At 38.7% G+C, this 22,941-nt stretch carries 25 protein-coding genes; 10 read left to right on the forward strand and 15 right to left on the reverse strand.

Features of this window, described 5'->3' with window-relative positions; all coding sequences use genetic code 11:
* Positions 1-5: 5 nt before the first annotated feature.
* Both rpsI and rplM read right to left on the reverse strand, forming a co-directional pair.
* A complete protein-coding gene (gene rpsI, locus EHQ70_RS04850) occupies positions 6-401 on the reverse strand; it encodes a 30S ribosomal protein S9 (RefSeq protein ID WP_135580601.1) in 396 nt (131 codons plus the stop codon).
* A 1-nt stretch (position 402) separates the two neighbouring features.
* The gene (gene rplM / locus EHQ70_RS04855; RefSeq protein ID WP_002973943.1) at positions 403-855 is read right to left on the reverse strand and encodes a 50S ribosomal protein L13; all 453 of its coding nucleotides are present in this window, start codon (positions 853-855) and stop codon (positions 403-405) included.
* Between the two features lie 77 nt (positions 856-932).
* On the opposite strand from rplM, the gene thiL reads away from it, so the two are divergent.
* Positions 933-1,841, forward strand: coding sequence for a thiamine-phosphate kinase (gene thiL, locus EHQ70_RS04860; RefSeq protein ID WP_135583994.1), 909 nt, complete (start codon positions 933-935; stop codon positions 1,839-1,841).
* On the opposite strand, the gene EHQ70_RS04865 is transcribed toward thiL, so the two are convergent.
* From EHQ70_RS04865 to pcnB, 3 genes are all read right to left on the reverse strand, one after another.
* Positions 1,820-3,094 carry an ATP-binding response regulator gene (locus EHQ70_RS04865; RefSeq protein ID WP_135583996.1) on the reverse strand — a complete coding sequence of 425 codons (1,275 nt, stop codon included), beginning with the start codon at positions 3,092-3,094 and terminating at the stop codon, positions 1,820-1,822. The two genes, thiL and EHQ70_RS04865, sit on opposite strands and share 22 nt — an antisense overlap.
* Before the next feature lie 101 nt (positions 3,095-3,195).
* Entirely contained in the window at positions 3,196-4,461 is a 1,266-nt protein-coding gene (locus EHQ70_RS04870) for a hybrid sensor histidine kinase/response regulator (RefSeq protein WP_135583998.1), read from the reverse strand.
* Positions 4,462-4,531: 70 nt separating this feature from the next.
* Positions 4,532-6,019, reverse strand: a complete 1,488-nt coding sequence (gene pcnB, locus EHQ70_RS04875; RefSeq protein WP_135584000.1) for a polynucleotide adenylyltransferase PcnB — start codon at positions 6,017-6,019, stop codon at positions 4,532-4,534.
* A gap of 67 nt (positions 6,020-6,086) precedes the next feature.
* On the opposite strand from pcnB, the gene EHQ70_RS04880 reads away from it, so the two are divergent.
* The gene (locus tag EHQ70_RS04880) at positions 6,087-7,088 is read left to right on the forward strand and encodes a M23 family metallopeptidase (protein ID WP_135584002.1); all 1,002 of its coding nucleotides are present in this window, start codon (positions 6,087-6,089) and stop codon (positions 7,086-7,088) included.
* Between the two features lie 144 nt (positions 7,089-7,232).
* Here the strand turns inward: EHQ70_RS04880 and EHQ70_RS04885 are convergent, their stop codons facing one another.
* The gene (locus EHQ70_RS04885; RefSeq protein ID WP_135584004.1) at positions 7,233-7,679 is read right to left on the reverse strand and encodes a DoxX family protein; all 447 of its coding nucleotides are present in this window, start codon (positions 7,677-7,679) and stop codon (positions 7,233-7,235) included.
* Between the two features lie 173 nt (positions 7,680-7,852).
* On the opposite strand from EHQ70_RS04885, the gene EHQ70_RS04890 reads away from it, so the two are divergent.
* The 7 genes from EHQ70_RS04890 to EHQ70_RS04920 all read left to right on the forward strand — a co-directional run bounded on the left by EHQ70_RS04890 (position 7,853) and on the right by EHQ70_RS04920 (position 15,291).
* Entirely contained in the window at positions 7,853-9,223 is a 1,371-nt protein-coding gene (locus tag EHQ70_RS04890) for an APC family permease (RefSeq protein WP_135584006.1), read from the forward strand.
* A complete protein-coding gene (locus EHQ70_RS04895) occupies positions 9,216-9,758 on the forward strand; it encodes a carboxymuconolactone decarboxylase family protein (protein WP_135584008.1) in 543 nt (180 codons plus the stop codon). The genes EHQ70_RS04890 and EHQ70_RS04895 overlap by 8 nt, the downstream gene beginning before the upstream one ends.
* Positions 9,751-10,557: a mycofactocin-coupled SDR family oxidoreductase gene (locus EHQ70_RS04900; protein ID WP_135584010.1), complete on the forward strand. Its 807-nt coding sequence runs from the start codon at positions 9,751-9,753 to the stop codon at positions 10,555-10,557. Before EHQ70_RS04895 ends, EHQ70_RS04900 begins: the two co-directional genes overlap by 8 nt.
* Before the next feature lie 82 nt (positions 10,558-10,639).
* Entirely contained in the window at positions 10,640-11,566 is a 927-nt protein-coding gene (locus EHQ70_RS04905) for a prolipoprotein diacylglyceryl transferase (RefSeq protein ID WP_135584012.1), read from the forward strand.
* Entirely contained in the window at positions 11,563-12,393 is an 831-nt protein-coding gene (locus EHQ70_RS04910) for a crotonase/enoyl-CoA hydratase family protein (protein WP_135584013.1), read from the forward strand. The genes EHQ70_RS04905 and EHQ70_RS04910 overlap by 4 nt, the downstream gene beginning before the upstream one ends.
* A gap of 235 nt (positions 12,394-12,628) precedes the next feature.
* Entirely contained in the window at positions 12,629-13,480 is an 852-nt protein-coding gene (locus EHQ70_RS04915; RefSeq protein WP_135584015.1) for a tetratricopeptide repeat protein, read from the forward strand.
* Positions 13,465-15,291 (forward strand): AAA domain-containing protein, encoded by a 1,827-nt coding sequence (locus tag EHQ70_RS04920; protein WP_135584017.1) that lies wholly within the window; start codon positions 13,465-13,467, stop codon positions 15,289-15,291. Before EHQ70_RS04915 ends, EHQ70_RS04920 begins: the two co-directional genes overlap by 16 nt.
* A gap of 5 nt (positions 15,292-15,296) precedes the next feature.
* Here the strand turns inward: EHQ70_RS04920 and EHQ70_RS04925 are convergent, their stop codons facing one another.
* Positions 15,297-15,950, reverse strand: coding sequence for an adenylate/guanylate cyclase domain-containing protein (locus EHQ70_RS04925; protein WP_135584019.1), 654 nt, complete (start codon positions 15,948-15,950; stop codon positions 15,297-15,299).
* Between the two features lie 187 nt (positions 15,951-16,137).
* Here EHQ70_RS04925 and EHQ70_RS04930 point away from each other — a divergent pair, with 187 nt between their 5' ends.
* Positions 16,138-16,530, forward strand: coding sequence for a DoxX family protein (locus tag EHQ70_RS04930; protein ID WP_135584021.1), 393 nt, complete (start codon positions 16,138-16,140; stop codon positions 16,528-16,530).
* 160 nt (positions 16,531-16,690) lie between these two features.
* Here the strand turns inward: EHQ70_RS04930 and EHQ70_RS04935 are convergent, their stop codons facing one another.
* The 8 genes from EHQ70_RS04935 to nrfD form a co-directional block, all read right to left on the reverse strand.
* Complete coding sequence (locus EHQ70_RS04935; RefSeq protein WP_135584023.1) at positions 16,691-17,260, reverse strand: hypothetical protein; 570 nt, start codon at positions 17,258-17,260, stop codon at positions 16,691-16,693.
* Positions 17,257-17,712: a MarR family winged helix-turn-helix transcriptional regulator gene (locus tag EHQ70_RS04940; protein WP_135584025.1), complete on the reverse strand. Its 456-nt coding sequence runs from the start codon at positions 17,710-17,712 to the stop codon at positions 17,257-17,259. The genes EHQ70_RS04935 and EHQ70_RS04940 overlap by 4 nt, the downstream gene beginning before the upstream one ends.
* Before the next feature lie 211 nt (positions 17,713-17,923).
* Entirely contained in the window at positions 17,924-18,463 is a 540-nt protein-coding gene (locus tag EHQ70_RS04945; protein ID WP_135584027.1) for a hypothetical protein, read from the reverse strand.
* Positions 18,464-18,611: 148 nt separating this feature from the next.
* A complete protein-coding gene (locus EHQ70_RS04950) occupies positions 18,612-19,127 on the reverse strand; it encodes an Lsa16 family lipoprotein adhesin (RefSeq protein WP_135584029.1) in 516 nt (171 codons plus the stop codon).
* 10 nt (positions 19,128-19,137) lie between these two features.
* Entirely contained in the window at positions 19,138-20,388 is a 1,251-nt protein-coding gene (locus tag EHQ70_RS04955; RefSeq protein ID WP_135584031.1) for a hypothetical protein, read from the reverse strand.
* Between the two features lie 8 nt (positions 20,389-20,396).
* The gene (locus EHQ70_RS04960; protein ID WP_135584033.1) at positions 20,397-20,984 is read right to left on the reverse strand and encodes a c-type cytochrome; all 588 of its coding nucleotides are present in this window, start codon (positions 20,982-20,984) and stop codon (positions 20,397-20,399) included.
* Positions 20,981-21,547 carry a DUF3341 domain-containing protein gene (locus EHQ70_RS04965; protein ID WP_135584035.1) on the reverse strand — a complete coding sequence of 189 codons (567 nt, stop codon included), beginning with the start codon at positions 21,545-21,547 and terminating at the stop codon, positions 20,981-20,983. The genes EHQ70_RS04960 and EHQ70_RS04965 overlap by 4 nt, the downstream gene beginning before the upstream one ends.
* Position 21,548: 1 nt before the next feature.
* On the reverse strand, positions 21,549-22,922 hold the full coding sequence (nrfD, locus tag EHQ70_RS04970; RefSeq protein WP_100742591.1) for an NrfD/PsrC family molybdoenzyme membrane anchor subunit: 1,374 nt from the start codon (positions 22,920-22,922) through the stop codon (positions 21,549-21,551).
* Positions 22,923-22,941: the final 19 nt, after the last annotated feature.

Raw genomic sequence — 22,941 nt, forward strand, 5'->3', positions numbered from 1 at the left:
TCCGATTAACGTTTTGAGAACTGAGTTCCTCGACGAGCTTTGCGTAGACCGTATTTTTTACGTTCCACCATACGGCTATCTCGAGTGAGAAAACCTTCTTTTTTCAAAGTAGGTTTTAAAGACTCGTTGAAAGCCACTAGTGCGCGAGCGACTGCATGACGGATGGCTCCGACTTGACCAACAACTCCACCACCAGTCACATTGAGTGCAATGTCATACTTGTCACGAGCTTCTAAAACGAGAAGAGGCTCGAGAGCACGGCGAACAAGGTGTTCTCCATTTTTAATGTAGTCATTTACATCTTTGTGGTTAACTGTGATTTTTCCAGTTCCAGATGCGATTTTTGCACGTGCAACGGATGTTTTGCGTCGGCCTACTGCCCAAACTGCTTTTTGCGCCATATTATTTCAACTCCAGTTTTAGGGGCTTTTGAGCTCCCAAGTTGTGGTCATTACCAGCGAATACGCGGCAATTTCTCAACATTTGGTCACCTAACTTCGATTTAGGTAACATTCCTTTAACAGCTTCCATGATCACTCTTTCAGGATTTTCTTGAATGAGTTTGTGGAAAGCAATTGCAGTCATACCACCTGGGTAACGTGAGTGGTGGTAGTAAATTTTTTGTTCTCTTTTGCGACCAGTAACAGCCACTTTAGATGCATTAACGATAATGATGTTATCACCACAGTCCTGGTTAGGAGTGAAGGTAGATTTGTGTTTTCCGCGAAGTCGGGAAGCTACTTGACTTGCCAATCTTCCGAGAGTCTTATCAGTTGCGTCCACAACAAACCACTGTTTTTGTACGGCTTCTTTTGCAATAGAAGGGGTCTTGTGGGCTTTAGACAATAGTTCCATAAGTACGAGATTTTCCTCTTTTATGTCAGGATTTTCGGTTTTCACACCGGGTCAAACAAATTTATTGGAATCTAACTTTGAAAGAATCCGAAATTATACGCACTTTGTTTGGAACAACCCCTCCTCCTGAGGACGATTGTTACTTTTTGGCCCCGAACCGATTAGTGACAACGGATTCCCTTTCGGAAGGCACTCACTTCCTGCACGAATGGTCAGAGGCTCCCGTTTTGGCTAGAAAACTTGTCGAAGTGAATGTTTCCGACATCATTGCCTCTGGTGGAAGACCCAAAGAATGTTTTTTAAACCTTGGTTTGTCTCCCCTATCTCAGAAAAAGGAATGGATTCGTAGTTTTTCCAAAGAATTACGGAAATCCTTAGACCAATATGAGATGAAACTAGCGGGAGGCGACACCTTTTCTGCGTCCAAAACCCAACTCACACTTACCGTAGTAGGAACTGTCGAAAAACCCTGGCTTCGTTCTGGAGGAAAACCAGGAGATTACCTCTATATCACAGGATCTCTCGGACAGAGCCAATTAGGTTTTCTTTCTTTGAAGAAAAAAACAAAAGATAAAAAATTTACCAAAGCGATAGAACGCCACCTTTCACCAAACTCACGCTACGCGACATCTCTTTTGTTACACAAATTTAAAATCCATGCCTGTATGGACATTACGGATGGACTCATCCAAGATGGGGAACGATTGGCAATGGCCTCTCGTGGCAGGCTAAAAATTCAAATGGAATCACTTCCCTTTGATCCATTGGCATTGGAAACTTTAGGTTTCGATTTGTGTTTAGGTTCAGGAGAAGAGTTGGAACTTTTGTTTTTGTCTCCCGAAATTTTACCAACGAAACTGGCGGGAGTTCCCGTGACTATGGTGGGAAGATTGGAAAAAGGAAAACCAGGAGTCCAATTTTTGAAAAATGGAAAAACCTACCTTCCTAAATCTAGGGGTTTTCTTCACTTCTCAGAAGAAACATAAGGAAGGAAAATCTTGAATTCAACTTTTGTTTCTTTCACACCACCTGTATGATCAATTAAATTGAATGCAGAGATGGACCCGCCAAAACGTATGATGGTCTGCTTCACAAAACTCAAACCAATTCCAAAATCCAAAGAGCCATGTTTATCATATATATTTTTGTTTAATCTAAAAAATGGTTCAAATAGCAAATCCAGATACTCATTTGGAATTCCGTTTTTTATAAACTGTTCATCTTCAAGAGAATTCACAATCGACAAATAAATTCCGTCAAAATCAAAATTCAAAATGGCATAAATTTTACTGGAGCTTTGCGAAAAACGCATTGCATTTAACAATAGTTCATATATTACTTTGCGAATAAAACTTTTGTTTAGTAATATTTTTTGCGATCCAAAATCCTTGAATTTATATTCTGGTACTAATAATGTTTGATCTCTTAATGCTAAAATCGGTTTCAACTCATCTTTCAATCTTAAGATTTTATTAAAAATTGCAAAAGGAGAAACAAGTTGTAATTCAATTCGATCAAAAATTACATCTTCAATCTCTATAAAACGATCTAAAACTTTTTTTGAATACACTGCATTTTCTTCTAAAATACTGAGGATATCAGCATCTAAAATGACACCTCCTCCTTCCGCTTTTGGCATCGCTTTGATCAAATCAATGAGTTGCGTAATTACTCCAAATCCAGCACCTTGGGCCAAACTAGTTCGCAATCCATAAAACAAATTTTTGTGCATTTCTTGGAAGTTTAGATCTCCCTTTTTGATCCGACTATTTTTATATGCATACCAATCTAAAAGTTTCTCGAGCGATATTATTTTTTCACGTTCATATTCCGAGTATTCATAATCATTTTCCTTGTTAGAAAGTTGGTATTTTATTCTAGAAATGAGTTCATTGGGAATCACCGGTTTAATGATATATTCCTGAACATGTTCCTTCATCACTTCGATAATGAGTTTAGGATCCTCCGTTGATGTAATCACAACGATCGGGATATGTTTATTGATTTTTCGTATTTCCTTAACAAATTCTAATCCATTACCGTCTGGTAATTGGAGATCTGTTAAAACAATATTTTCAGTATGGAGATGGTTTTCAGCTAAATACTCTAAGGCTGATTTGATTTTTGCAAAACTTGTGACTTCCATTCCATGTTTTTGCAGTAACCCACTGTAAAGAAATAAGATGGTGGGATCGTCTTCAAGTAGTAAAACTTTTGTAATCGCTTTTGGCTTTTCCATCACTATATTCGACGAAAAATTTAATAACTAGATCAAGGAAAACCGGGAGTCCAATTTTTGAAAAATGGAAAAACCTATCTTCCTAAATCTAGGGGTTTTCTTCACTTCTCAGAAGAAACATAAGGTAAGGTGGCTTTAAACTCTACCTTGGGTGTCACGACTTCGCCTAAGTGATCGAGGATATTACGAACAATGATATGACCACCAAACTTATGTATGGTTTCTCTCACAAGGGAGAGCCCAATTCCAAAATCGAGAGATCCATACTTTTCATATAAGTTTTTTGTCAGACGAAAAAACGGTTCAAAAACTAAATCCAAATATTCGTTAGGAATGCCTTGTCCTGTTTTTGATTCTACAGGCACGGAGTTAATCACAGAAATGGAAACAAACTCGGAATCAGATTGGAAAAAAAGAAAGATAGAACTAGTTTCAGGAGAAAACTTCATCGCATTCAAAAGTAATTCAAAAAAAGATTTTCGAAAGTATTCTTTGTCCCAAAGGATAAATTTCGAATCCAAATACTTATCTTCCAATTTTCCTAATTGGATTTTTTGATTTTTTATTTTTAAAAGAGAATCCATTTCAGAAACGAGCGTATTGATTTCCGCTAAAAATTCCCGAAGACTCACCTTTACAGAATCCACTCGACCAAAAATAATATTTTCGATCTCCGTAAATGTTTGTAAGATTTTTTTCGCATAACTAGCATTTTCTTCCAATATCTCTAAAATTTCTTTTTGTAGGATATAATCTCCCTCTTTGGTTTTTGTCATCCCTTTGATGATATCAATGATTTGAACAAGAATCCCAAAGCCTGCCCCTTGGGACAAACTCGCTCGCAGAACATGAAATAGATTTTTATGTAACTCTTTGCTATCAAACTCACCTTTCTCTAAGGATTGATTTTTAAAACTATACCAATCGAGTAACTTCTCAAGTGAGATGATTTTTTCTTTTTCAAAAACTGTCTTTTGGTAGTCCATTTCCTGTTTGGAAAGATGGTATTGGATTTTTTTAGCTAACTCTTTAGGGGAGATGGGTTTGATACAATAATCCTGAACATTCTCTCTCATCACATCGATGATGGACTGGCTATCCTCTGCGGCAGAGACAACAATAATAGGTATGTTCGGATTTGTTTTACGAACTTCTAAAATTAACTCTTTTCCTGTTCCATCCGGCAAAACCAAATCCGTGACAATCAAATCCACTGATTTGAATCCATCTTCCCTGTAGGTTTCTAATGTTGGTTTTAGGCCTGAAAATTGAATGATTTCGTAACCAGTTGTGCGAAGGGAACTTGTGTATAAAAGAGCAGTTGTCGGATCGTCTTCGATGATTAAAATGGTTGGTTTTTGTTTCATACCAAAGCCCTCGCCTAATTCGACGAGGACTATGGAGTGAATCTAACGGAAAATCAAAAAGGAACGGTTGTTATGCTTCTCTTTCTTCGTTTTCGGAAGAGGATTCACGAACCTGTCTTGGTTCTTGAGATTCCCCCCTCTCACCAGAATTAGTGGTTTGAGATTCAGATTGGTTTTGGTTCTGGTTGTTCGAACCTCCCCTTCTGTCCCGATGTTTCTTTCTGGGTGGGCGTTTTTTGTTAGGTTCTTTTTTACGGTTCTGTTGTCCGAACTGATGGCTGTCTGGTTTCGGTCTTTGTCTGAGCGAGATTTCCCAGAAAAAAGCAGACTGAACAGCGGCTTCATTTCCTTCCGAGATCGCAACAATCTTATAAACCATAAACGCATCATAGAAATAATCCTTTTTCTTAAAAAAGGAATTTTGTCTTTCTTTTTCATCATCCGTAACTTGGAAACGAGGTTGGCTGATAAAGATCTTTACTAAATTGTCTTGTTCCCGTTTAGGGATTCCCATTCGTTCAAAAACAATTTGTAAACTTTCTTTAATGTTATGCGCTAAGTGACCACGATCATTTTCATATAAGTCTTTTACGATGTCATAGAAAATTAACGAATAAAAGATAGCAGGGGTCATCTCTTCTCTTGCGGAGAGGAGTTTGTCTGTGACTGCGAGTCTTTTCCCAAGTGGTGTTTCCATAAAATGTTCACGCCATTCGGGATCTGTTTTCTTTAATTTATCTGCAGGTTCTTTGAAAAGTACATCGAGCAAATGGTTCTCAGCAAGACCTTCGAATATAATCGAAGTCTTCCAAGTTCTAAACATTTTGTTGTATTCTTCGAGTAGTCTTGCAGTGGAAGATTTTTCGAGTTCCAAACGGTTCTTTTTGATTGCCAGTTTGGTTTTTTTCTCGATATCGAGTCCTAGTAAAACAGAAAACTTAACCGCTCGTAACATACGAACTGGATCTTCTTTGAAGGAAATATCTGGATCACCGATGACCCTAACGATTTTCTTTTGGATGTCTTCAAACCCACCAACGTAATCCAAAATGGAATCGTTTTTAGGATCGTAAAACAGTGAGTTGATGGTAAAGTCGCGTCTTGCCGCGTCTTCCTTTGCTGTACCGAAGGAATTGTCCCGTTTGATGAGATAATCGTTTTCTGCTTTGTGTTTTTCCAAACGATGTTCCGGTAGTGATCGGAACGTGGATACTTCAATAATTTTACCTTTAAAAATGATATGTACAATTTTAAATCGTTTACCGATGATTCGGCAGTTATTGAAGATCCTTTTGATTTGGTTTGGAGTCGCACTTGTGACTATATCAAAGTCTTTTGGGCGTTTGCCCATAAGCAGATCTCTGACCCCTCCACCGACTAAATAGGCCTTGTAACGAAACTTGTTCAATCGATTGATGATTTTTATGGCATCTTCATCGATGTTGGCCCTGCGTATGGAATGGGTTTCTCGATAGTATCTCTTTCCCTCGGGGTACATCAAAAAGGAATCGACAGAGTCGGCTTTCTTTCTGAAAAGAGAAGTGAGAAATTTAAACATATTGGATTCATCCACTTTCCCCTGAAAAATGGCATGGGCAAGGAAAAAATTGGCGGAATAACGAACATTGGCAGAAACTTACGTCACAACCGCCTATGAAAGGCTCCAAATTGCACACTTACGTTGGCGAAAACGCCTACAAAAGTGGATTTCCCGAAGTCGGGAAAAAGTAAGCTTTGTCCTCATCCCAAACGATGAAAAAGCCTTCGTACAAATTGAAATTTCCGTCGGAATGCTTGGATTTTTATTCGGCCTTTCCCTCTCCCTAGTCCTCCTTTCCTTTGGCCTACTCTTATATTTTTCCTTTTTCTTTGACCGCAATCTCTCATTAGAGAAAAAAACGGAAACCCAACTCGTATCCTTTTTGTTCTATGACCTGCTCTCACAAGACCTAAAAGAATCTGTGGAAGAATTGGAATCCACAACCGAATCACTAAACCTACTTGCTTGGGAAGAAATTCCAGAAAAGGAAATGATCACCCAAGATTATCTACTCAAAGAAGAATTTAGAAAAGATGCAAGCGAACTCGACTCCAATCTTTTGTTGTTCCAACAAGTAGTTACCACCTACACTCAGTTTGGTGTTAAGTTAGGCAATCTGGTTCCCAATTTCCAAAATGCAATTGACTATCTTTCCATGAGAGAAAGTATTTTTTACTCTATGCCTAGGGGCCGACCGCTAAAGCCGGGTGTCGGTGTTGTGACTTCCACCTTCGGGTATAGAAGTGATCCCTTTGGAATTTTACCTGTGGGGGAATCTCATTCAGGGATTGACTTTGCTGCTGGGGAAGGAACTCCGATTTATGCCACAGGCCCTGGAATCATTGCCGTCGACACAGCAGTGGGTGGGCTTGGAAAATCAGTGCGAATCAATCATGAAAACGGCTTTTTTACTTTGTATGGACACTGCTCGCTCATTTTGGTAAATCCAGGAGACCGAGTCAAACGAGGGGATAAAATTGCCCTTGTGGGCCAAACAGGAAAGGCAACAGGAGCTCACGTCCACTATGAAGTACGAATTGGTCTCGATTCTCCACTAGATCCCGAAGAATACATCAACTTAGATTAACTAACGAAAGAAAGGATTTGGATTGATCAAAATGATCATTCTGATTTTTTAAATTTTAACAATGTTTAGGTGGGATTGGTTCGAACCCTTGTTTGTTGGTAATTCAGGGACAAAGGCCGAACCAGTTCGAAATATAAATTAAATTTAGAATTTTCCGATTAAATTAAAATCAACCGAATACACACCAGCACCACCCACTACGAGAGCGATAAGAAGTCCTGCTGCGAGAATATGAAACTCATATCCTTCTCCTTTTTGGTTTCCATTCCAGTTGATAAAAAATCCGTTTTGTCTATGAGCAAGCACTGCTGCACCGATCATAATGATGGCAATGGAAGCCGCAGCAAATTTAGTTAAAAAACCAACGAGAAGTAAAACAGATCCAAAAGATTCACCTAAGATGATGAGAACTGCCAAGATTCCAGGGAACTTCAGTTGCCCTGTAAAAAATCCGTAAGTTCCTTTGAATCCGTATCCACCAAACCAACCGAGTAGTTTTTGGGCACCGTGTGGGAAGATCACAACAAAAGCTGTGATGCGTAGGATGAGAGGGATAATATCCCCAGAAGTAGAAAATAGATAATCGAACATATGGTTCTCCTTAAATCAATAGAATATAGTTTAATATTAAACTATATTAAGTCAAACTATTTTATAATTTTTTATAGAATCATCCTAAACTAGTTTGAGATAACAAGAAAAATATCTGTTATAGCGGATATTTTTCTTGAAAAACTTTCAATTTTACCTCAAATAGAACCTAAATGGGTCTGACCGAGAAAAAATCGAACTTATCACTATTTTCCCTCGTTTGTATGGCCATTGGCCTCACTATCGGTGGAGGGATTTTTGTCCTAACAGGTGTTCTTGCGAGAGATCATGCTGCCCATTTGCCTTATTTTTACCTTTTGGCATCCCTTCCGATGTTCTTCATTATCTTTCCTGTGGCTGTTCTCGGACGGTATTTTCCGACAAACGGGGGTATCTATTTTTATCCGAGTCGTATGCTCTCTCCCCGTTTTGCGTTTCTGATCACTTGGATTTTTCTAAGCACTGCCAGTTTTGGACAAATTCCATTGTTCACTCTGGCTTGTTCTGATATCCTATTGCAAATATTTCCAGTCGGTTCCAAAGATCTTTGGGCTTTTGGTGTATTAACTATTTTTTTCCTTTTGAATGTATCGGGGATAAAACCAGTTCTTTTCGTACAGAATGCACTTGTATCAATTTTGGTTTTTCTACTTGGATATTCTATTTTTCGAATCGTGGATTTTCATCACTTAACTTACGTTAAAACGGATTCTCTTCCGGAAATTTTGCCTGGGTTAGAGATGATCTCTCTATTATGTTTTACCTATTTTGGATCCAATGCCATTATCGAACTTGGTAAAGAAACAGGAAAACCGAAACATTTGCTGAAAGCATTTTTATGGGCCTTCCCCATTGTTGTTCTTATTTATTTTAGTTTTAGTTTTGCCATTTCTTCTATTAGTCACGGGGACTTAACTCTTCCACCATCCGATTATCTTTTTAATTTGATTAGGAGTCGATTGACACCTGTTGAATTCAAATTGTTTCTTCTCGGTGGCCCCTTACTTGCCGTAGTCACTTCGTTAAATGGTATTTTCCTCATCCAAACAAAATCTTTGATTGGGCTTGTCCAAGATGGTTGGTTCCCACATTTAAAAAAAGAATCCCAAACCATTTCTTATACAAAAATTTTTACGATTCTTTACATCCTATCTGCATTAGGATTATTCCTGCGATGGAATTTGGAAACCTTGGCCACCTACTCTACTGTTGGTTGGTTTTTTGTCATCTTAGCACAACTGATCTCCATATTTCCCGCAAAACAGATCTTAAAAGAAAACGGATATTTCCCAAAACTATTTTTCAAAAACTCCTTCATACAAATCACGATTATTGGGATTACCTTAGCCACAATTTTAACAAGTATTCTTTTGTATCGATTGCACCAAGATGGGAAGCTACTCGGGCTTGTATTTGTCACAGGTTTCGGTATCATTTACTTGTATCTTATTTCTAAGTACAAGGGTTACAATCCTACAAAAGAAACAGAACTAAAAAGGGAAATACTAACATTATATTTAGAATCGGAGGATACAAATGACTAGAGTCAGTCTCACAGAATACGAGTCGTCACCTGAGGAAATCAAAAAGGAATACGACTACCAGATAAAAAAGAATGGAAGGATCACCAATATGAAAAGAACCCTCCTCCATTCCTTACCATCTTACAAAGCCTATATGGAATGGTATGTTTTAAAGGAGGAACTAGTTCCTTTTTTAGAAGAGAGACCCTTTACCATTTTTGCTCACGCACTCTCTGCGGAAACAGATTGCCTCATCTGTTCGACTTTTTTTAGAAAGATCATCTTTGATTGGGGAGAAAATCCTGACACCATCGAATTCAATGAATTAGAAAACTTACTCGTAGATTTTGCTAGAGAAATTGTCAAAAACTCAAATCAAGTTTCGGATTCTGTTTTTAACAGATTAAAACTAAAGTTTGATGAGAAACAAATTGTTCTCCTGACTGCCTTTGCGGGGATTATGATTGCCACAAATATTTTTAATAACGTATTAAAGATCCCATTAGACGAGATATTAAAACCATTCACAAAAAAAGGAGTTCATCACCATGGCTAAAGAATTTTCAAATCAAGTCGTTTTCATCACTGGAGCCGCACATGGACAAGGAAGGGAAACAGCCTTAGCATTTGCGAGAGAAGGTGCAAAGATTGCAGCCCTTGACATTGCCAAACCATTGGCTTACCCATCTTATGCATTAGGGACAAATGAAGAACTCATATCCTTAAAAAAGGAAATTGAATCTTTAGGATCCGAGGCAGTCATCTTAACTGCGGATATTCGAAACGCAAAAGAAGTGGAGTCAGCCGTTTCAGAAACTATTTCTAAATTTGGAAAGATTGATATTTTGTTCAATAACGCGGGGATATGTGCTTATGGGTATTCTCATGAACTAACAGAAGAAGCATGGGATAGTATGATTGACATCAATCTAAAAGGAGCTTGGGTTGTGGGAAAATTTGTAATCCCAGTGATGATCAAACAGAAATCCGGTGTCATCATCAATAATTCCTCCATAGCAGGACTTCGAGGTATGAATCGACTCTCCCATTATGCGGCTTCGAAATGGGGTCTTACCGGGCTCTCCAAGTCTTGGGCCATCGAACTCGCACAATATGGAATCCGAGTGAATTCTCTCCACCCAACTGGGGTAAATACTCCAATGAACGATGGTTTGGCTGCAATGGAAGGAGCCACTCCCATTGAAATTGCAGAGAGATCGGCAGGGAACTTACTCCCAGTTCCTTGGGTGGAAACAGAGGATGTGGCAAATGCAGTTCTATTCCTTTCCTCAAAAAAAAGTCGTTACATTACAGGTTCGGAATTTGTATTGGATGCCGGTTTGCTCACCAGATAATTTTATCTAACTACGGGATTTGAGGGCATTTCACAAAGAAATTCTCCTTTTCCCATGGGGCCTAGATTTTACCCTTTCCTCTATGTTAGATCGAATTCCGATTCCAAATCCCTTTGGCTGGGAGGGTTTATCCACTTTCAGCCTTCTTATGATGTTGGCTTTTCTTGTAGGTTCTTACCTCCTCCCTAAGGAGTTAGAACGAAAGAAGTTGGATCCGAGCCATTCGGATTGGTTGATATTTCTTGGGATTTTGGGTACCTTAGTGGGGGCCAAAATTTTCTTTATCTTTGAAATTTGGGACCAAGTATTTATCGATGTTCCTGGATATGATGGGAAGTACACATACCCTCTCACTCATTGGAATGGATTTCCTGGACACCCAGGTCTTTGGTCATCACTATTTAGTGGTGGTGGTCTTGTATTCTTTGGTGGCCTCCTTTTCGGATGGTTATTCATCACTTTATATTTCCGTCATCACAAACTAGACATCGGTGCTTATTACGATGCTGTCATCCCAGCGATTAGCATGGGTTACGCGATCGGAAGACTTGGATGTTTTGTGAGTGGAGATGGTTGTTATGGATTTGCCACTGATACAAGAATTCCATTTTTTGTTTTTGATTTTCATGGTGCCCACCCTTCCGGTGTTCCCGTTTGGAATACACCAGTCATGGAATCCATCATGGCTTTTGGATATTTTGCTTACTTCCAGTTTTGGGCAAGATACCAAAACTTTCGCAAATGGAGTATTGGTGCACAGTTTCTCATCATCCACGGATTTGCAAGACTCATCATAGAGTTCTTACGTGTGAATAAAGCAGTGATTCCTTTTATTGATCCACCGACTCTTGTGAACATTCCTGACGCCAACGGAAACCCAACTTTTCTCACTGGTTATTACTGGCATGGATTTTCACAGTCCCAATACATCTCCATAGCACTTATCCTCTTCGGTGTGTATTTGTTAGTTTCTAAAAAACTTTGGCTAAAGGAAGAAACAAAAGTATGAACCCTTCTCCATTTTTCGAAATTGAAAAGATAAAAAACGTAGCCATCCTTTGGCTCAATCGTCCTGAAAAACGGAATGCAATGAATTGGCCGTTTTGGCGAGACCTTCCAGATATGGTAGACCAGATCAACGCTGACCCACAAATTCATTGTTTTGTGATAGCAGCAAAGGGAAAGTCTTTCTCTACAGGACTTGATTTAGAAGAATTTTTCCAAGAATTCAAACCTGTGGTCCAAGGTGAACTCGCAGATGGTAGAGAAAAACTTTACCAATTGGTTCTGACAATGCAAAAAGGAATCAATGCAGTTTACAATTCAAGAAAACCATCCATTGCACTCGTTCAAAAACACTGTATTGGTGGTGGGCTCGATTTAGTTTCTGCATGTGACATTCGTTATGCGTCAGAAGATGCAGTGTTTTCCTTACGTGAATCCAAAGTTGCCATCGTAGCGGATATGGGATCCTTACAAAGACTTCCTCATCTGATTGGAAATGCTCACACAAGAGAACTTGCCCTAACGGGAAAAGATATCACAGCAGAGGAAGCATATCAGATGGGGCTTGTGACAAAAGTCACAAAAGACTTTGATTCCCTACTCCAAGCTGGACTCAAAACAGCAGAAGAAATTGCAGAAAACCCAACCATCGTCATCCGTGGGGTCAAACAAGTTCTAAACCATGGAATTGGAAAAACCATCGAAGAAGGTCTGGACTATGTAGCCGTTTGGAATGCCAGTATGTTAGATTCCAAAGACTTTCGTTCGGCCATAGGTGGGTTTATGGAAAGGAAACGTCCAGTTTACAATCCAGAAACCCGGGTAAACTAACTAACAGTAGATGTCGAGTAACCTTTCGCTTTTTGCCGTAGGACCTACTTTTTCCTCCACGGCCAACTTCATGAGTTTCTCTGACAGTTGGTTTTGTGCCTGGAAAATTTCCTTCGGCAAATTGACGACTGAGTTAATAGGTGTAGATGGAACCATAAAGGACCTCCTTTTACAATCTTTACTCCCTATTCTACCCATCGGCGAATCCGCTATTTCCTGAAGTAAAAAACAGCGTATGAGTTCTTTTTTTTCCCTAATCCGCGAAGCCAAACTCCTGGAAGAGGAAAAGGAATTCACACGGGCTTTTAACGTGTATGCTGAAAGTGAATCACATACGAAAAACGAGTCCGCCCTGATCAAAATCAAAGCGAAAAAAGCTTGGTGTTTGTATGCAGTAGGAAATCCGAAAGAAACAGAATCATTGTTTCAGGATATCATTCAAAACTATCCCTCACACCCCTTAAGTATCACCGTTTACTCTCGTTATCTGATCAAACTAAAGAAATTCAAATCAGCGAAAGTGTTACTCCAAAAAAGTATCCTCCAATTCCCTTCTTATTTAGAGAACTACTTACTACTCGCTTCCCTACTAAAAGACATAGAACGTTCCGACGAAGCCATAGAAGTTTTAAAAAAAGCGCTTTCACAAGATCATTTGAGTAATGGTCGCGGAATTGATCGAAAAGACATTTGGGCAGAACTTGGATCTTTATATTTTTCACGTGGGGACTTTAATTCGGCACTCGCTTCTTTAAAAAAGTCTCTTAAGATGGTGGAACCAGAAGAATTTCTTTATTATGATCTTTTGGCTTTATGTTATTTAGAAGCAGAAGATCCAGAAAATTCATTGGTCTCCATAAGAACTCATATTGAATATTGCAAAGAAATTGATCCTGAAACACTTATCATTTTAGCACGTGCCCATTGCCGTTTGGGTATCTTGGAAGAAGCTGCGAACAACTTAATCCAAGCATATTCAATAGAAGACTCTTTATATTTAAAAGCTGCAGATTTTATTGATTTTGCACCATTACTTAGAAACGGTTTTTTTACCACCTTGGAGAATATTGAATGGGAAGAACCATAAAACAAGAGTTTGGTTCACTAAAAGAAGAAATTCTAAATGTAAAAACAATTCTATCCAAAGAACGAGAGTATGAACGTTCTCTGTTTTTGGAAAAAGGCCAGGAAGCCAAAGCCATTAAAGCTGCGGAGTTGGAAGATTTACGATTTGTTGTGGGCAATACTTGGCGAGCAGAATTCAAAATTTCCCCTTCTCTAAAAGCTAAAGAGTGGTTAAAACCTGGAATCCCTATCCTACTAACTGGTGAAACAGAATCAATATTTGGAAATATATTCAAAACCTCCGACTCCAAACTCATTGTCCAAGTTCGCGGAGATTACGAATGGGAAGATACTGAGTTTCAAATTTCAAAATGGTTCCAAGAATCCACATATGAATTGTATAATGATATCATCACAAAAATTTTAAATGATACAAGTAGTGAATCACATAAAAAATTAAATTGGATTTTGGGATTTGGACTCGGTGAAAAACCTAACCCTCCAAAATCTGGACTTAACAAACCACCTCTGGAAAGAATCTTTCAAATTCATGATTATGGAGTGATTTTTGGTCCACCAGGAACAGGAAAAACAACCTTACTGATGCAAGCTGTTGAAAAAATCAAAACAGATGGTGAGTCAGTCTTAACACTTTGCCCAACAAACTTTGCCTGTGATTATATTGTAGAACTAGCTTTAAAAAAAGGGATTAGTGTGATTCGTTTGGGTAACTCCACTAAAATCAAAGAAGAAATTTTGCCTTATCATATCGATCACCTCATCCAAGAACATCCTGACCAAAAACAAATCCACAACTGGCAAACAGAACTAAAGGCCATCCAGAAAAAAGCAAATGCTTGGAAACGAAATTTTGGAAAGGAAGAACGAGAAGAAAGAAAAGCACAAAGAAAAGAAGCCAAGTTCCTTTTGTCTACAATACGTGAAGCAGAATCCAATATCCGAACCAAATTGTTAGATGGTGCCGAACTCATTGTATCCACTTTTTCTGGTTTTGGAAATGAATTCAAAAAAGGAAGAGTTTTTGATTACGTATTTCTTGATGAAGCGACTCAAAGTTTAGATCCAGGATGTTATCTGGCAATGTATGCAGGTAAAAAGACATTTTTCTTTGGAGATCCAAAACAACTAGGAGCCAGTTACTCCCATCCAGAACACCAGTCTCTCCCTAGTTTTTTAGAAAAAGCTGTTGCCTTTGATTCCGGAGAACGAATTTTATTTTTAGAAAAACAATTTCGAATGAAACCAGAAATTCTTGGTTTTCCCAACCTAACTTATTATGAAAACAAAATCCAAACTCATTTGGAAGCCCATTGGAACGAAAACATTGATGTAACAAATATTTTTGGATCTAATCCGCCAATCGTTTGGATCGACACGGCAGGTAGTGATTCGGAAGAAGATACAGAAGGAGAAGAGCCTAGTTTTTTCAATGAAACAGAAATCCAACTGGTTGACAAACTCTTTCAACTAGGAATTCCGAAAGATATTTCAACCGTAATTTCACCTTACAGAGGACAGGTGGAAAAATTAATTCAAGTTTCCGAAGGCCGATGGTTTACCCAAACAATTGATTCCTTCCAAGGAAGAGAATCGGAGATAGTCATCCTTAGTTTGGTTAGATCCAATTCGCTTGGAGAGATCGGTTTTTTATTAAATCCTAAACGATTGAATGTGGCCTTAACCCGTGCAAAATCACATCTGATTTTGATCGGAGATTCAGGAACCCTTTGCCAAACGAAAGAATTCCAAAATCTTTATTCCTATATAGAATCAAACGGTGAGATCCGTTCGATTTACGAATTTATGGAATGATAGAATTATAATACAACCCATTTGGGTTCTTCTAAAGTATAAACCAAACGAAAGGCACCATCGGAACCTGGAGGGATTTCCGATATCGGTTCAAAATCAAAATCAGTGGTTTCATCGGCATTTTCTTTCACTGCACTTGTGACTAAAATTTCCCAAGCTTTAGCAGTATCTTCACCTAACTTCGATGCAGCATTAACTTCTGCTCCAAATACGTCGGTATCTCCTATCTTTAATATTTTTCCAAACCCAAGCCCTACACAAAGTAAAATTTGTTCTTCTGCAGATCTACCTTCATTATAACGTTTGCATGCTTTTTGCATATGGATGGCACATTGAATGGCTTTGTTCGTATTGCGGAAGAGAACCATCAGGCTATTTCCTTCATCTTTCATTAGGATTCCATCAAACTCATCCAAAACTGGAATGAGGATACGTTGTGATTCATAGATGGTTTGTAGAAAATGAATGATTCCGAATTTAGCAACACCGCGAGAAAACCCAGAAAGGTCGGTAAACATCACACACCAAGTTTCACCAAAAAGATCCCAAATCCGTTTGTCGATGATTTCTTGGTTGGAACCAGGATTCAGTCGTTCCTCTAAAAGTTTTTCTAATCGTTCTTCCGAAGCGGAGGTAGCAATGGCGCGTTTTTGACCCATGGATGCGAGTATAACAACTAAGATAAGAATGTCAAGGGAAGAGAGAACAAAAGATACGGAACCAATTGTTGATGAATGGATCAGAAATCTAACGATTTATAAAAGAATGATTTCAAATTTCTATTGATTTGATACCATTCCATATGTTTTTTTGGTCAAACCAATTGATAGGAAAATAGGAGATTTTATGAACGATACTACAAGTTCAAAAACGTCGCTTTGGGTAGGAAGGATCTTAAGTGGGCTTGTGATTGCCTTTTTGTTGTTTGATGCTTGGGGAAAACTTTCTGAACTCGAAATCGTATTAAAAACTATGGATGAGTTAGGAATCCCCGGATCTTTATCTGTAACGATTGGATCCATTCTTCTTGTAATCACAATCCTCTATGCGATTCCAAAAACTTCTCCTCTCGGTGCCCTTCTACTTACTGGTTATTTGGGTGGTGCCGTAGTCATTCATGTGCGTGTGGGAAATCCCCTCTTCAGCCATACCCTTTTTCCTGTATATGTAGGAATTTTACTTTGGGTGGGACTTGCTTTAAGAAACCGAAAAGTAAAAGATCTGTTTTGGATTTTATAGAACAAACAAATAGTTCGATCTTAGGAAACATAAACATCTTCGCCAAACAATCACTTTAGAGAGGATAGATTTATGTTTCCGGGTAACAGTTACCGAATAATCACTCTATTAATATAAACCTAAGAATCTCAAAACAAACAAAATCATTTCGATGAAATTTTCATCCATCGATCTTTAAAATTTTTATAACTAGTGGAATCATCAATACCGAAATTCCAATATAAATGGACACTCGGAAGTAATTCAGAAATACCCACGTCTGAATTTCATTAGAAATTTTAAGAGGATAATCACTTGCAGAATTTGCCAAAGATTGGAATTTAATGATTTTTCCAGCAAAATAAACTACAGTCCAAACTCGGACAGCCATATGAAGAACGAAAAGGAGGACTAAAGAGTTACCAATTCCTTCGATTTGATAACAAAACATGAGAGATATTAAGAATATGATTTCATGGATGGAGTGAAACGAAATCCAAAAGTATTTTAAATTGGCGGATTTAATTTCTGTATTTAGAATTTGGAAATTCGGGACATTGCCTTTCGCCCAACGCGGAACAAAAACAAAAGTTTCAAAAATCTGAGCTCCATTCATTAAAAAATAGACGAGTAAGTTTAGAAATAATGAGTATTTAGCGAGAGATAAAGAATGTTCGGAAACCAGAGAAACAATATCTTGTATCCCGATCATTGCGGTAAATATAAAGGACTTGCCGATCACATAACTCATATTTCATTTTTTTCCTGTAATTTTTTAGACATTTTTTCCATAATTCCAATGGCGGATTCAAAATAACGATGAACTACTTCTAACTCTCGATTTGTTAAACTAGAAATCAAAAGATCAGTATCTTTTTGTAATTTTTTGAAGATTGGTGCAAACAATTGGTTTGCCTTTTCTAAATTAGGAACAATCATCACCTTTCGTCTATCCGCTGGTAAAAATTTTCGTTTTACTAACTTATTTTTCTCTAACCGATCAATCACACCTGTAATGGCTCCGGTTGTAAGACCGGAAATCTTTGCTAGATCCCCCGCACTCATTTCTCCGTTTTCAATCAAATATCCTAAATATTTATGATCTGTTCCCGTGAGACCGGCTTTTTTTGCAATTGCCTCATGCATATTCAGAGCAGTTTCAAAGTATTTACGCGTTGTTTTTTTAAAACTTGTAATTTCCATTGGCCCGAGATTCAAGTATACCTTATCAACTAAATATCTTAGTAGCTAAGATATTTAAATAGATCAAACAAAAATTTATATTTTTTCTTGAAAAAATGGTTTGGTTGGCTAAATGATTTCGAAAAAGAAGATAGTCTAAAATCTTTTTTTAGTTTGTTTTGCGACAATAAAGACCCATGGTTTCCCTTGGGTCTTTTGAGAATGGTTTGGATTACTTTTTAATTGGAATCACAGTAATTTTTTCTAAACCTTCTTTAGGGTCTTTTTCCTTTGTTAATTTCTTATAGAAAGTTAATTCTTTTGGAAATTCGCCTTTTTTCACTAAATAATGGTATCTTCGAGTTTCAATTTGTCCAGGCGATAGTGTCGTGTTGTACAAAGATGTGAGAAATGCCATTGAGCGTAGTTCTTGCAATAAACCTTCACCAAAATGACAGCAAAAATAAAGTCCAACTATACTTGCAGACTCAGGGCTATTCCCCTTGGCTTCATTATACATATATAGAAAATCGATTGGGTAAGGTTCTTTCGATATATTTTGAAATGCAATATCTACTTCTGCAAATTCAAAATTAGAATCTACAATCTTTTTTCTACCAGAATAGTTTGTTGTATCAGTTTCAAGAACGTATATGTTTAAACTTGGTCCAGTTGTATCAGGTTTAGCATCCTTAATTTTTGCCGTACTACAATTAACAACTACAAAAAGACTCAATACCCCAAGCGAAAACTTATCTAACATCTGTTTCATTCATTTTTCCTTTATAAGAAGTATAAAATGATTCAACGGATAACTATTGTCAAGCGGGTAAACAAAAAAGACCCTTGGTTTCCCTTGGGTCTTTCTTAAAAAAGAAAGTTTAGTGGGAAAATCCCACCAAACAGATCTTCATAAAATGTTAGTTTTGTTTTAACATGTTTTTGTTTGTGTAAGGAACTTCTTCCAAACCTTTCGTTAGGTCAGAAAGTGGGATCTTTTCTTTTGAAAGATCTTTTAAGCTACCATACTCATATCCACGAGGATAGTGTTCTTTGTCTGTTGGGCTGTAAAAAGGATTATAATCCTTTACGAGGCCTTTGGAATATCTCCAAACACTCTTTTCTGGATCTTGGTTCACCACAAAACAACGAGGACTCATATAACCTTCGTTCTTTGCTGTTTGCACTTTAACAAAATATTTTGGTGCCCAAACGTTGTGGTTACGAGCTTCAAATACTTTGACAACAGTTCCAGCAGGAACAAATTCTACTACTTTTGAGTTAGAATCTGCTTCCGAATACAAAGGAACTGTAAAATCCAAACTTGCTTTGTTTGTTTTGGCATCACAATTTTTATGCCAAGCCACTTCTGCGTTTTTGGAACAAGCTGTGAAACTTGCGCCAATGATCATGAGTAATACAATTTTGTTTTTCAATTCCATTCTCCTATTGGTGGTGGTGGAGGCACTCATCTAAACGAGGATCCCCAACCGGAACTAAGCTGTGTTTTTCCAACTTTTTGAAGATAAAGAAACCGAAGATTCCTACCACACCCACAGTTCCGCCGAATGCGAGAACGAAGTGAAGGATAGAAAATTTTTCGAAGTTCGCAGGAAATACCAACCAGAAAAGTTCGAAGAACTGAACGGCAAGGATCCATATTGCTAACTTCCAAAGAAAGTCGATGTTTCTTTTGTTTGGACGATTGAGTAAAAGTAGGAAAGGAATCACAAACTTCACAAAAGGAAGGGCAAGAGTTGTGTATCCCCATCCGCCAGTCATACGCATTTCATAGAAAAAAGTTTCTTCCGGAATGTTTGCATACCAAATGAGCATAAACTGTGAGAATCCCACGTAAGCCCAAAAAGTAGTCATACCTAAAAGAAATTTTGCAATGTCATGGTAATGGTTTTCATTCACTGCTTCCCCGAGGTATCCGTTTTTCTTGAGGATTGCGATTACAATCAAGTAAGAAGCTAATGAAGTTTGGAAAGCTCCTGCAAACGCATAAACACCAAACATGGTAGAGAACCAGTGTGGAGAAAGCGACATGAGAAGGTCAAACGCCATAAAACACCAAGATAGCGCAAAGAAAAGGATGAATCCACCAGAGATCTTTGCCAAAGTTTTAGTTGTGTCCACAACCTTGTCTTTGTCCTGACCGACTGACTTACCATGAAAGATATAAGCAAAGATAGTCCAAACACCAATGAAAAGCACACATCGAATGATGAAAGCTGTTGGGTTTAGGTATCCAGACTTGTGGTGGATGAGATGGTCGTTTTCACGAACACTTGCATCGGCCCATTCATACAGATCGTGCATCCCAAAAACTACACCCACAAGCAGGAGGCCTGCGATTGGAGTGAAAAGTCCGTAGGTTTCAAAAAGTCGTCTAACAGTAACAGACCAATGGGATCCTGTTAAGTGTTGGATTGCTGTAAAAAAGATTCCAGTGATGGAAAGTCCCACAACAAAGTAGGTTCCAATGAGTAGAACATGGTAACCTAAGTTTGTGTGATGGAAATGACCTGCTTCGTCCATATGACGAGATGTTTCATGGCCGAATCCAAGGAAAGCGATGAGAAAACTCACAACTCCCACTCCGATCATAGCAATGAAGGCATTACGAAGGTTCACCGGCAGTTTGAACTGCAGTAATTTTTCGTCTAGTTTGGCTGCTTTTGTCGCGCTCATAGTTTCCCCTAGTTCGCCTTTTTATTTTGAACTTCATATTCCTGAAGTTTTCGGATGTAAGCAATGAGCTTCCATCTGTCTTCTGGTTCGATTTGGTAAGCATAACTTCCCATAAGTCCACGACCCATAGTGATGATATGATAAACTTGTCCATCGGACCAACCTCTGATTTTGTCAGAAACAACAGAAGGAGGTGATTGTTGGAACCTTGGTGCAGGTCCTACAACTGTTCCGTTTCCTAGACCTTGTACACCGTGGCAAGGTGTGCAATAAGTTTGGTAACGTTTTTCACCAATCATTAGATCACCTAAGTTTGCTTTGGCGATTGGATTTTTCAATCCTTTGTCAGCTCCAGGAAGTGTATCAGGAGTTGCTTCCGCTGCGTAAGGGTATGGAAAGTATCCTACCGGAATTGCCCCTTTGGGAGGAATCCGAGAAGCAGATCCATTCGTTGCAAAAGAATCAGCTTCTTGAGATTCCCGTGCAGGAGAATCATACATACTAGGAAAGTATTCATAAACGGGAGTTTTGTAATCGCAATTCACGAGAACGAGGAGTCCCGCAATTGCTAAAACTCTAAAGATGTTTTGTTTCATTTTTGGTTCTCCGGTTTTACCACGGTTACTTCTGCTCCACCAAGGCCTTTTACGAAAGAAACAACTTCTGATTCGTTATAACCTTTTGCAGATTTTGGAATCCAAAGTCCAAACCTATGAGATGTCAAATCCGGGTGAAGGATTCGTCGGGTTGCTTTGGGAATTCCGCTTAAAAAACATAGGGCAGCTACAGTGTAAATCCCTGCAGAAAATACTGTTAATTCAAAGATGATTGGCACATAAGCAAACCATGCGTTGAGAGATTTTCCAGAGATATTGAGAGGCCAGTCATGAGCATGAGTGAGATACTGGAATAGAATCCCGATCGTGCAACCAAAGATACCAGCAAAGAAAGTGACCCAAGGAAGTCCAGATCTTGGAGTTCCCATCGCTTCATCAATCCCGTGAACAGGATATGGAAGGATACAATCAAATCCTTTGTAATCTTTTTCATTGGTTTTCTCAGCCGCATGTATGATTGCTTCGGGAGTTTCGAAAATTCCGAGAACTCCTTCATTCATTTCTTTGTATTTGTGAAACTGTTCTAATTTTGGAAGATACATACTAGTGGTGTGCTCCTTCTTTTTGTGGCATCACTGTTTTTACTTCTGCAATCGCAATCACTGGCATAATTCGGCACCAGAGAAGGAAGAGAGTAAAGAAGATACCGAAAGTTCCGATTAACATTGCGTAGTCGAAAAGTGTTGGTGTATACATAGCCCAACTGGACGGTAAAAAGTCACGGTTTAGTGTCATCATGATCACAAATCGTTCGAACCACATACCTACGTTTACCACAAGAGATGCAACGAACATCACTGGGATATTGTAACGAAGTTTGCGGAACCAGAACACTTGTGGCGATAATACGTTACAAGAAATCATGATAAAGTAAGCCCAACCATAAGGACCGAAGGCTCTGTTCCAGAATGCGAACACTTCGTATTCGTTTCCGGAATACCAAGCAATGAAAAATTCTGTTCCGTAAGCAAGACCTACGATAAGACCCGTTACCATCATGATTTTGTTCATGTTGTCCAAGTGTTTCATCGTGATGTAGTTCTTAAGATTGAATACTTCCCGAGCAATCACCATCAGTGTTACCACCATAGCGAAACCGGAGAAAATCGCACCGGCAACAAAGTATGGAGGGAAGATGGTCGTGTGCCAACCTGGCAAAATGGAAACAGCAAAGTCGAAGGATACAATAGTGTGAACCGAAAGAACGAGTGGAGTGGAAAGAGCTGCGAGAATCATGGAAACGATTTCCAAATGAGACCAAGATCTTGCCGATCCAACCCAACCAAAAGCAAGAACATTGTATAAGTTCTTTCTCCAAGTTTCAGTCGCACGGTCACGAAGTGTTGCTAAGTCAGGAATGAGTCCTAAATACCAGAACACCATGGAGATGGAAAGGTAGGTTGATACCGCAAACGTATCCCAAATCAGTGGGGAACGGAAGTTCACCCAAAGTGGACCTCTTTCGTTTGGATAAGGAAACAACCAAAATCCGAGCCAAGGACGACCTACGTGAAGGATGAGGTTTGATGCCGCAACGAGTACGGCAAAGATTGTCATCGCTTCCGCAGCACGGTTAATCCCAGTTCTCCAACCTTGACGGAATAGGAATAGAACCGCAGAAATCAAAGTTCCTGCGTGACCGATACCGATCCAGAATACGAAGTTGACTACGAAAAATCCCCAACCTACCGGGTTGTTGATCCCGAGTAAGTAAAGACCTTCATAAAACAAATATCCGATGATGGCTACGTCGATCAGGGTGATCGTAAGAACCAAAAGAAAAGTATTCCACCAAAGTTTGGTAGGGAAATCTTCGTTTGGTTTTGCGATATCAACGGTTACATCTTTAAGCGACTTCCCGCCTGTTACCAGGTCGGGGATGTCTAATTTATCTCTAACTGCTTGTGTTAATGACATTCCCTTTGTGTTCTCCCTG

Origin of the sequence: Leptospira congkakensis (assembly GCF_004770265.1) — a bacterium.
Classification (GTDB): Bacteria; Spirochaetota; Leptospiria; order Leptospirales; family Leptospiraceae; genus Leptospira_A; species Leptospira_A congkakensis.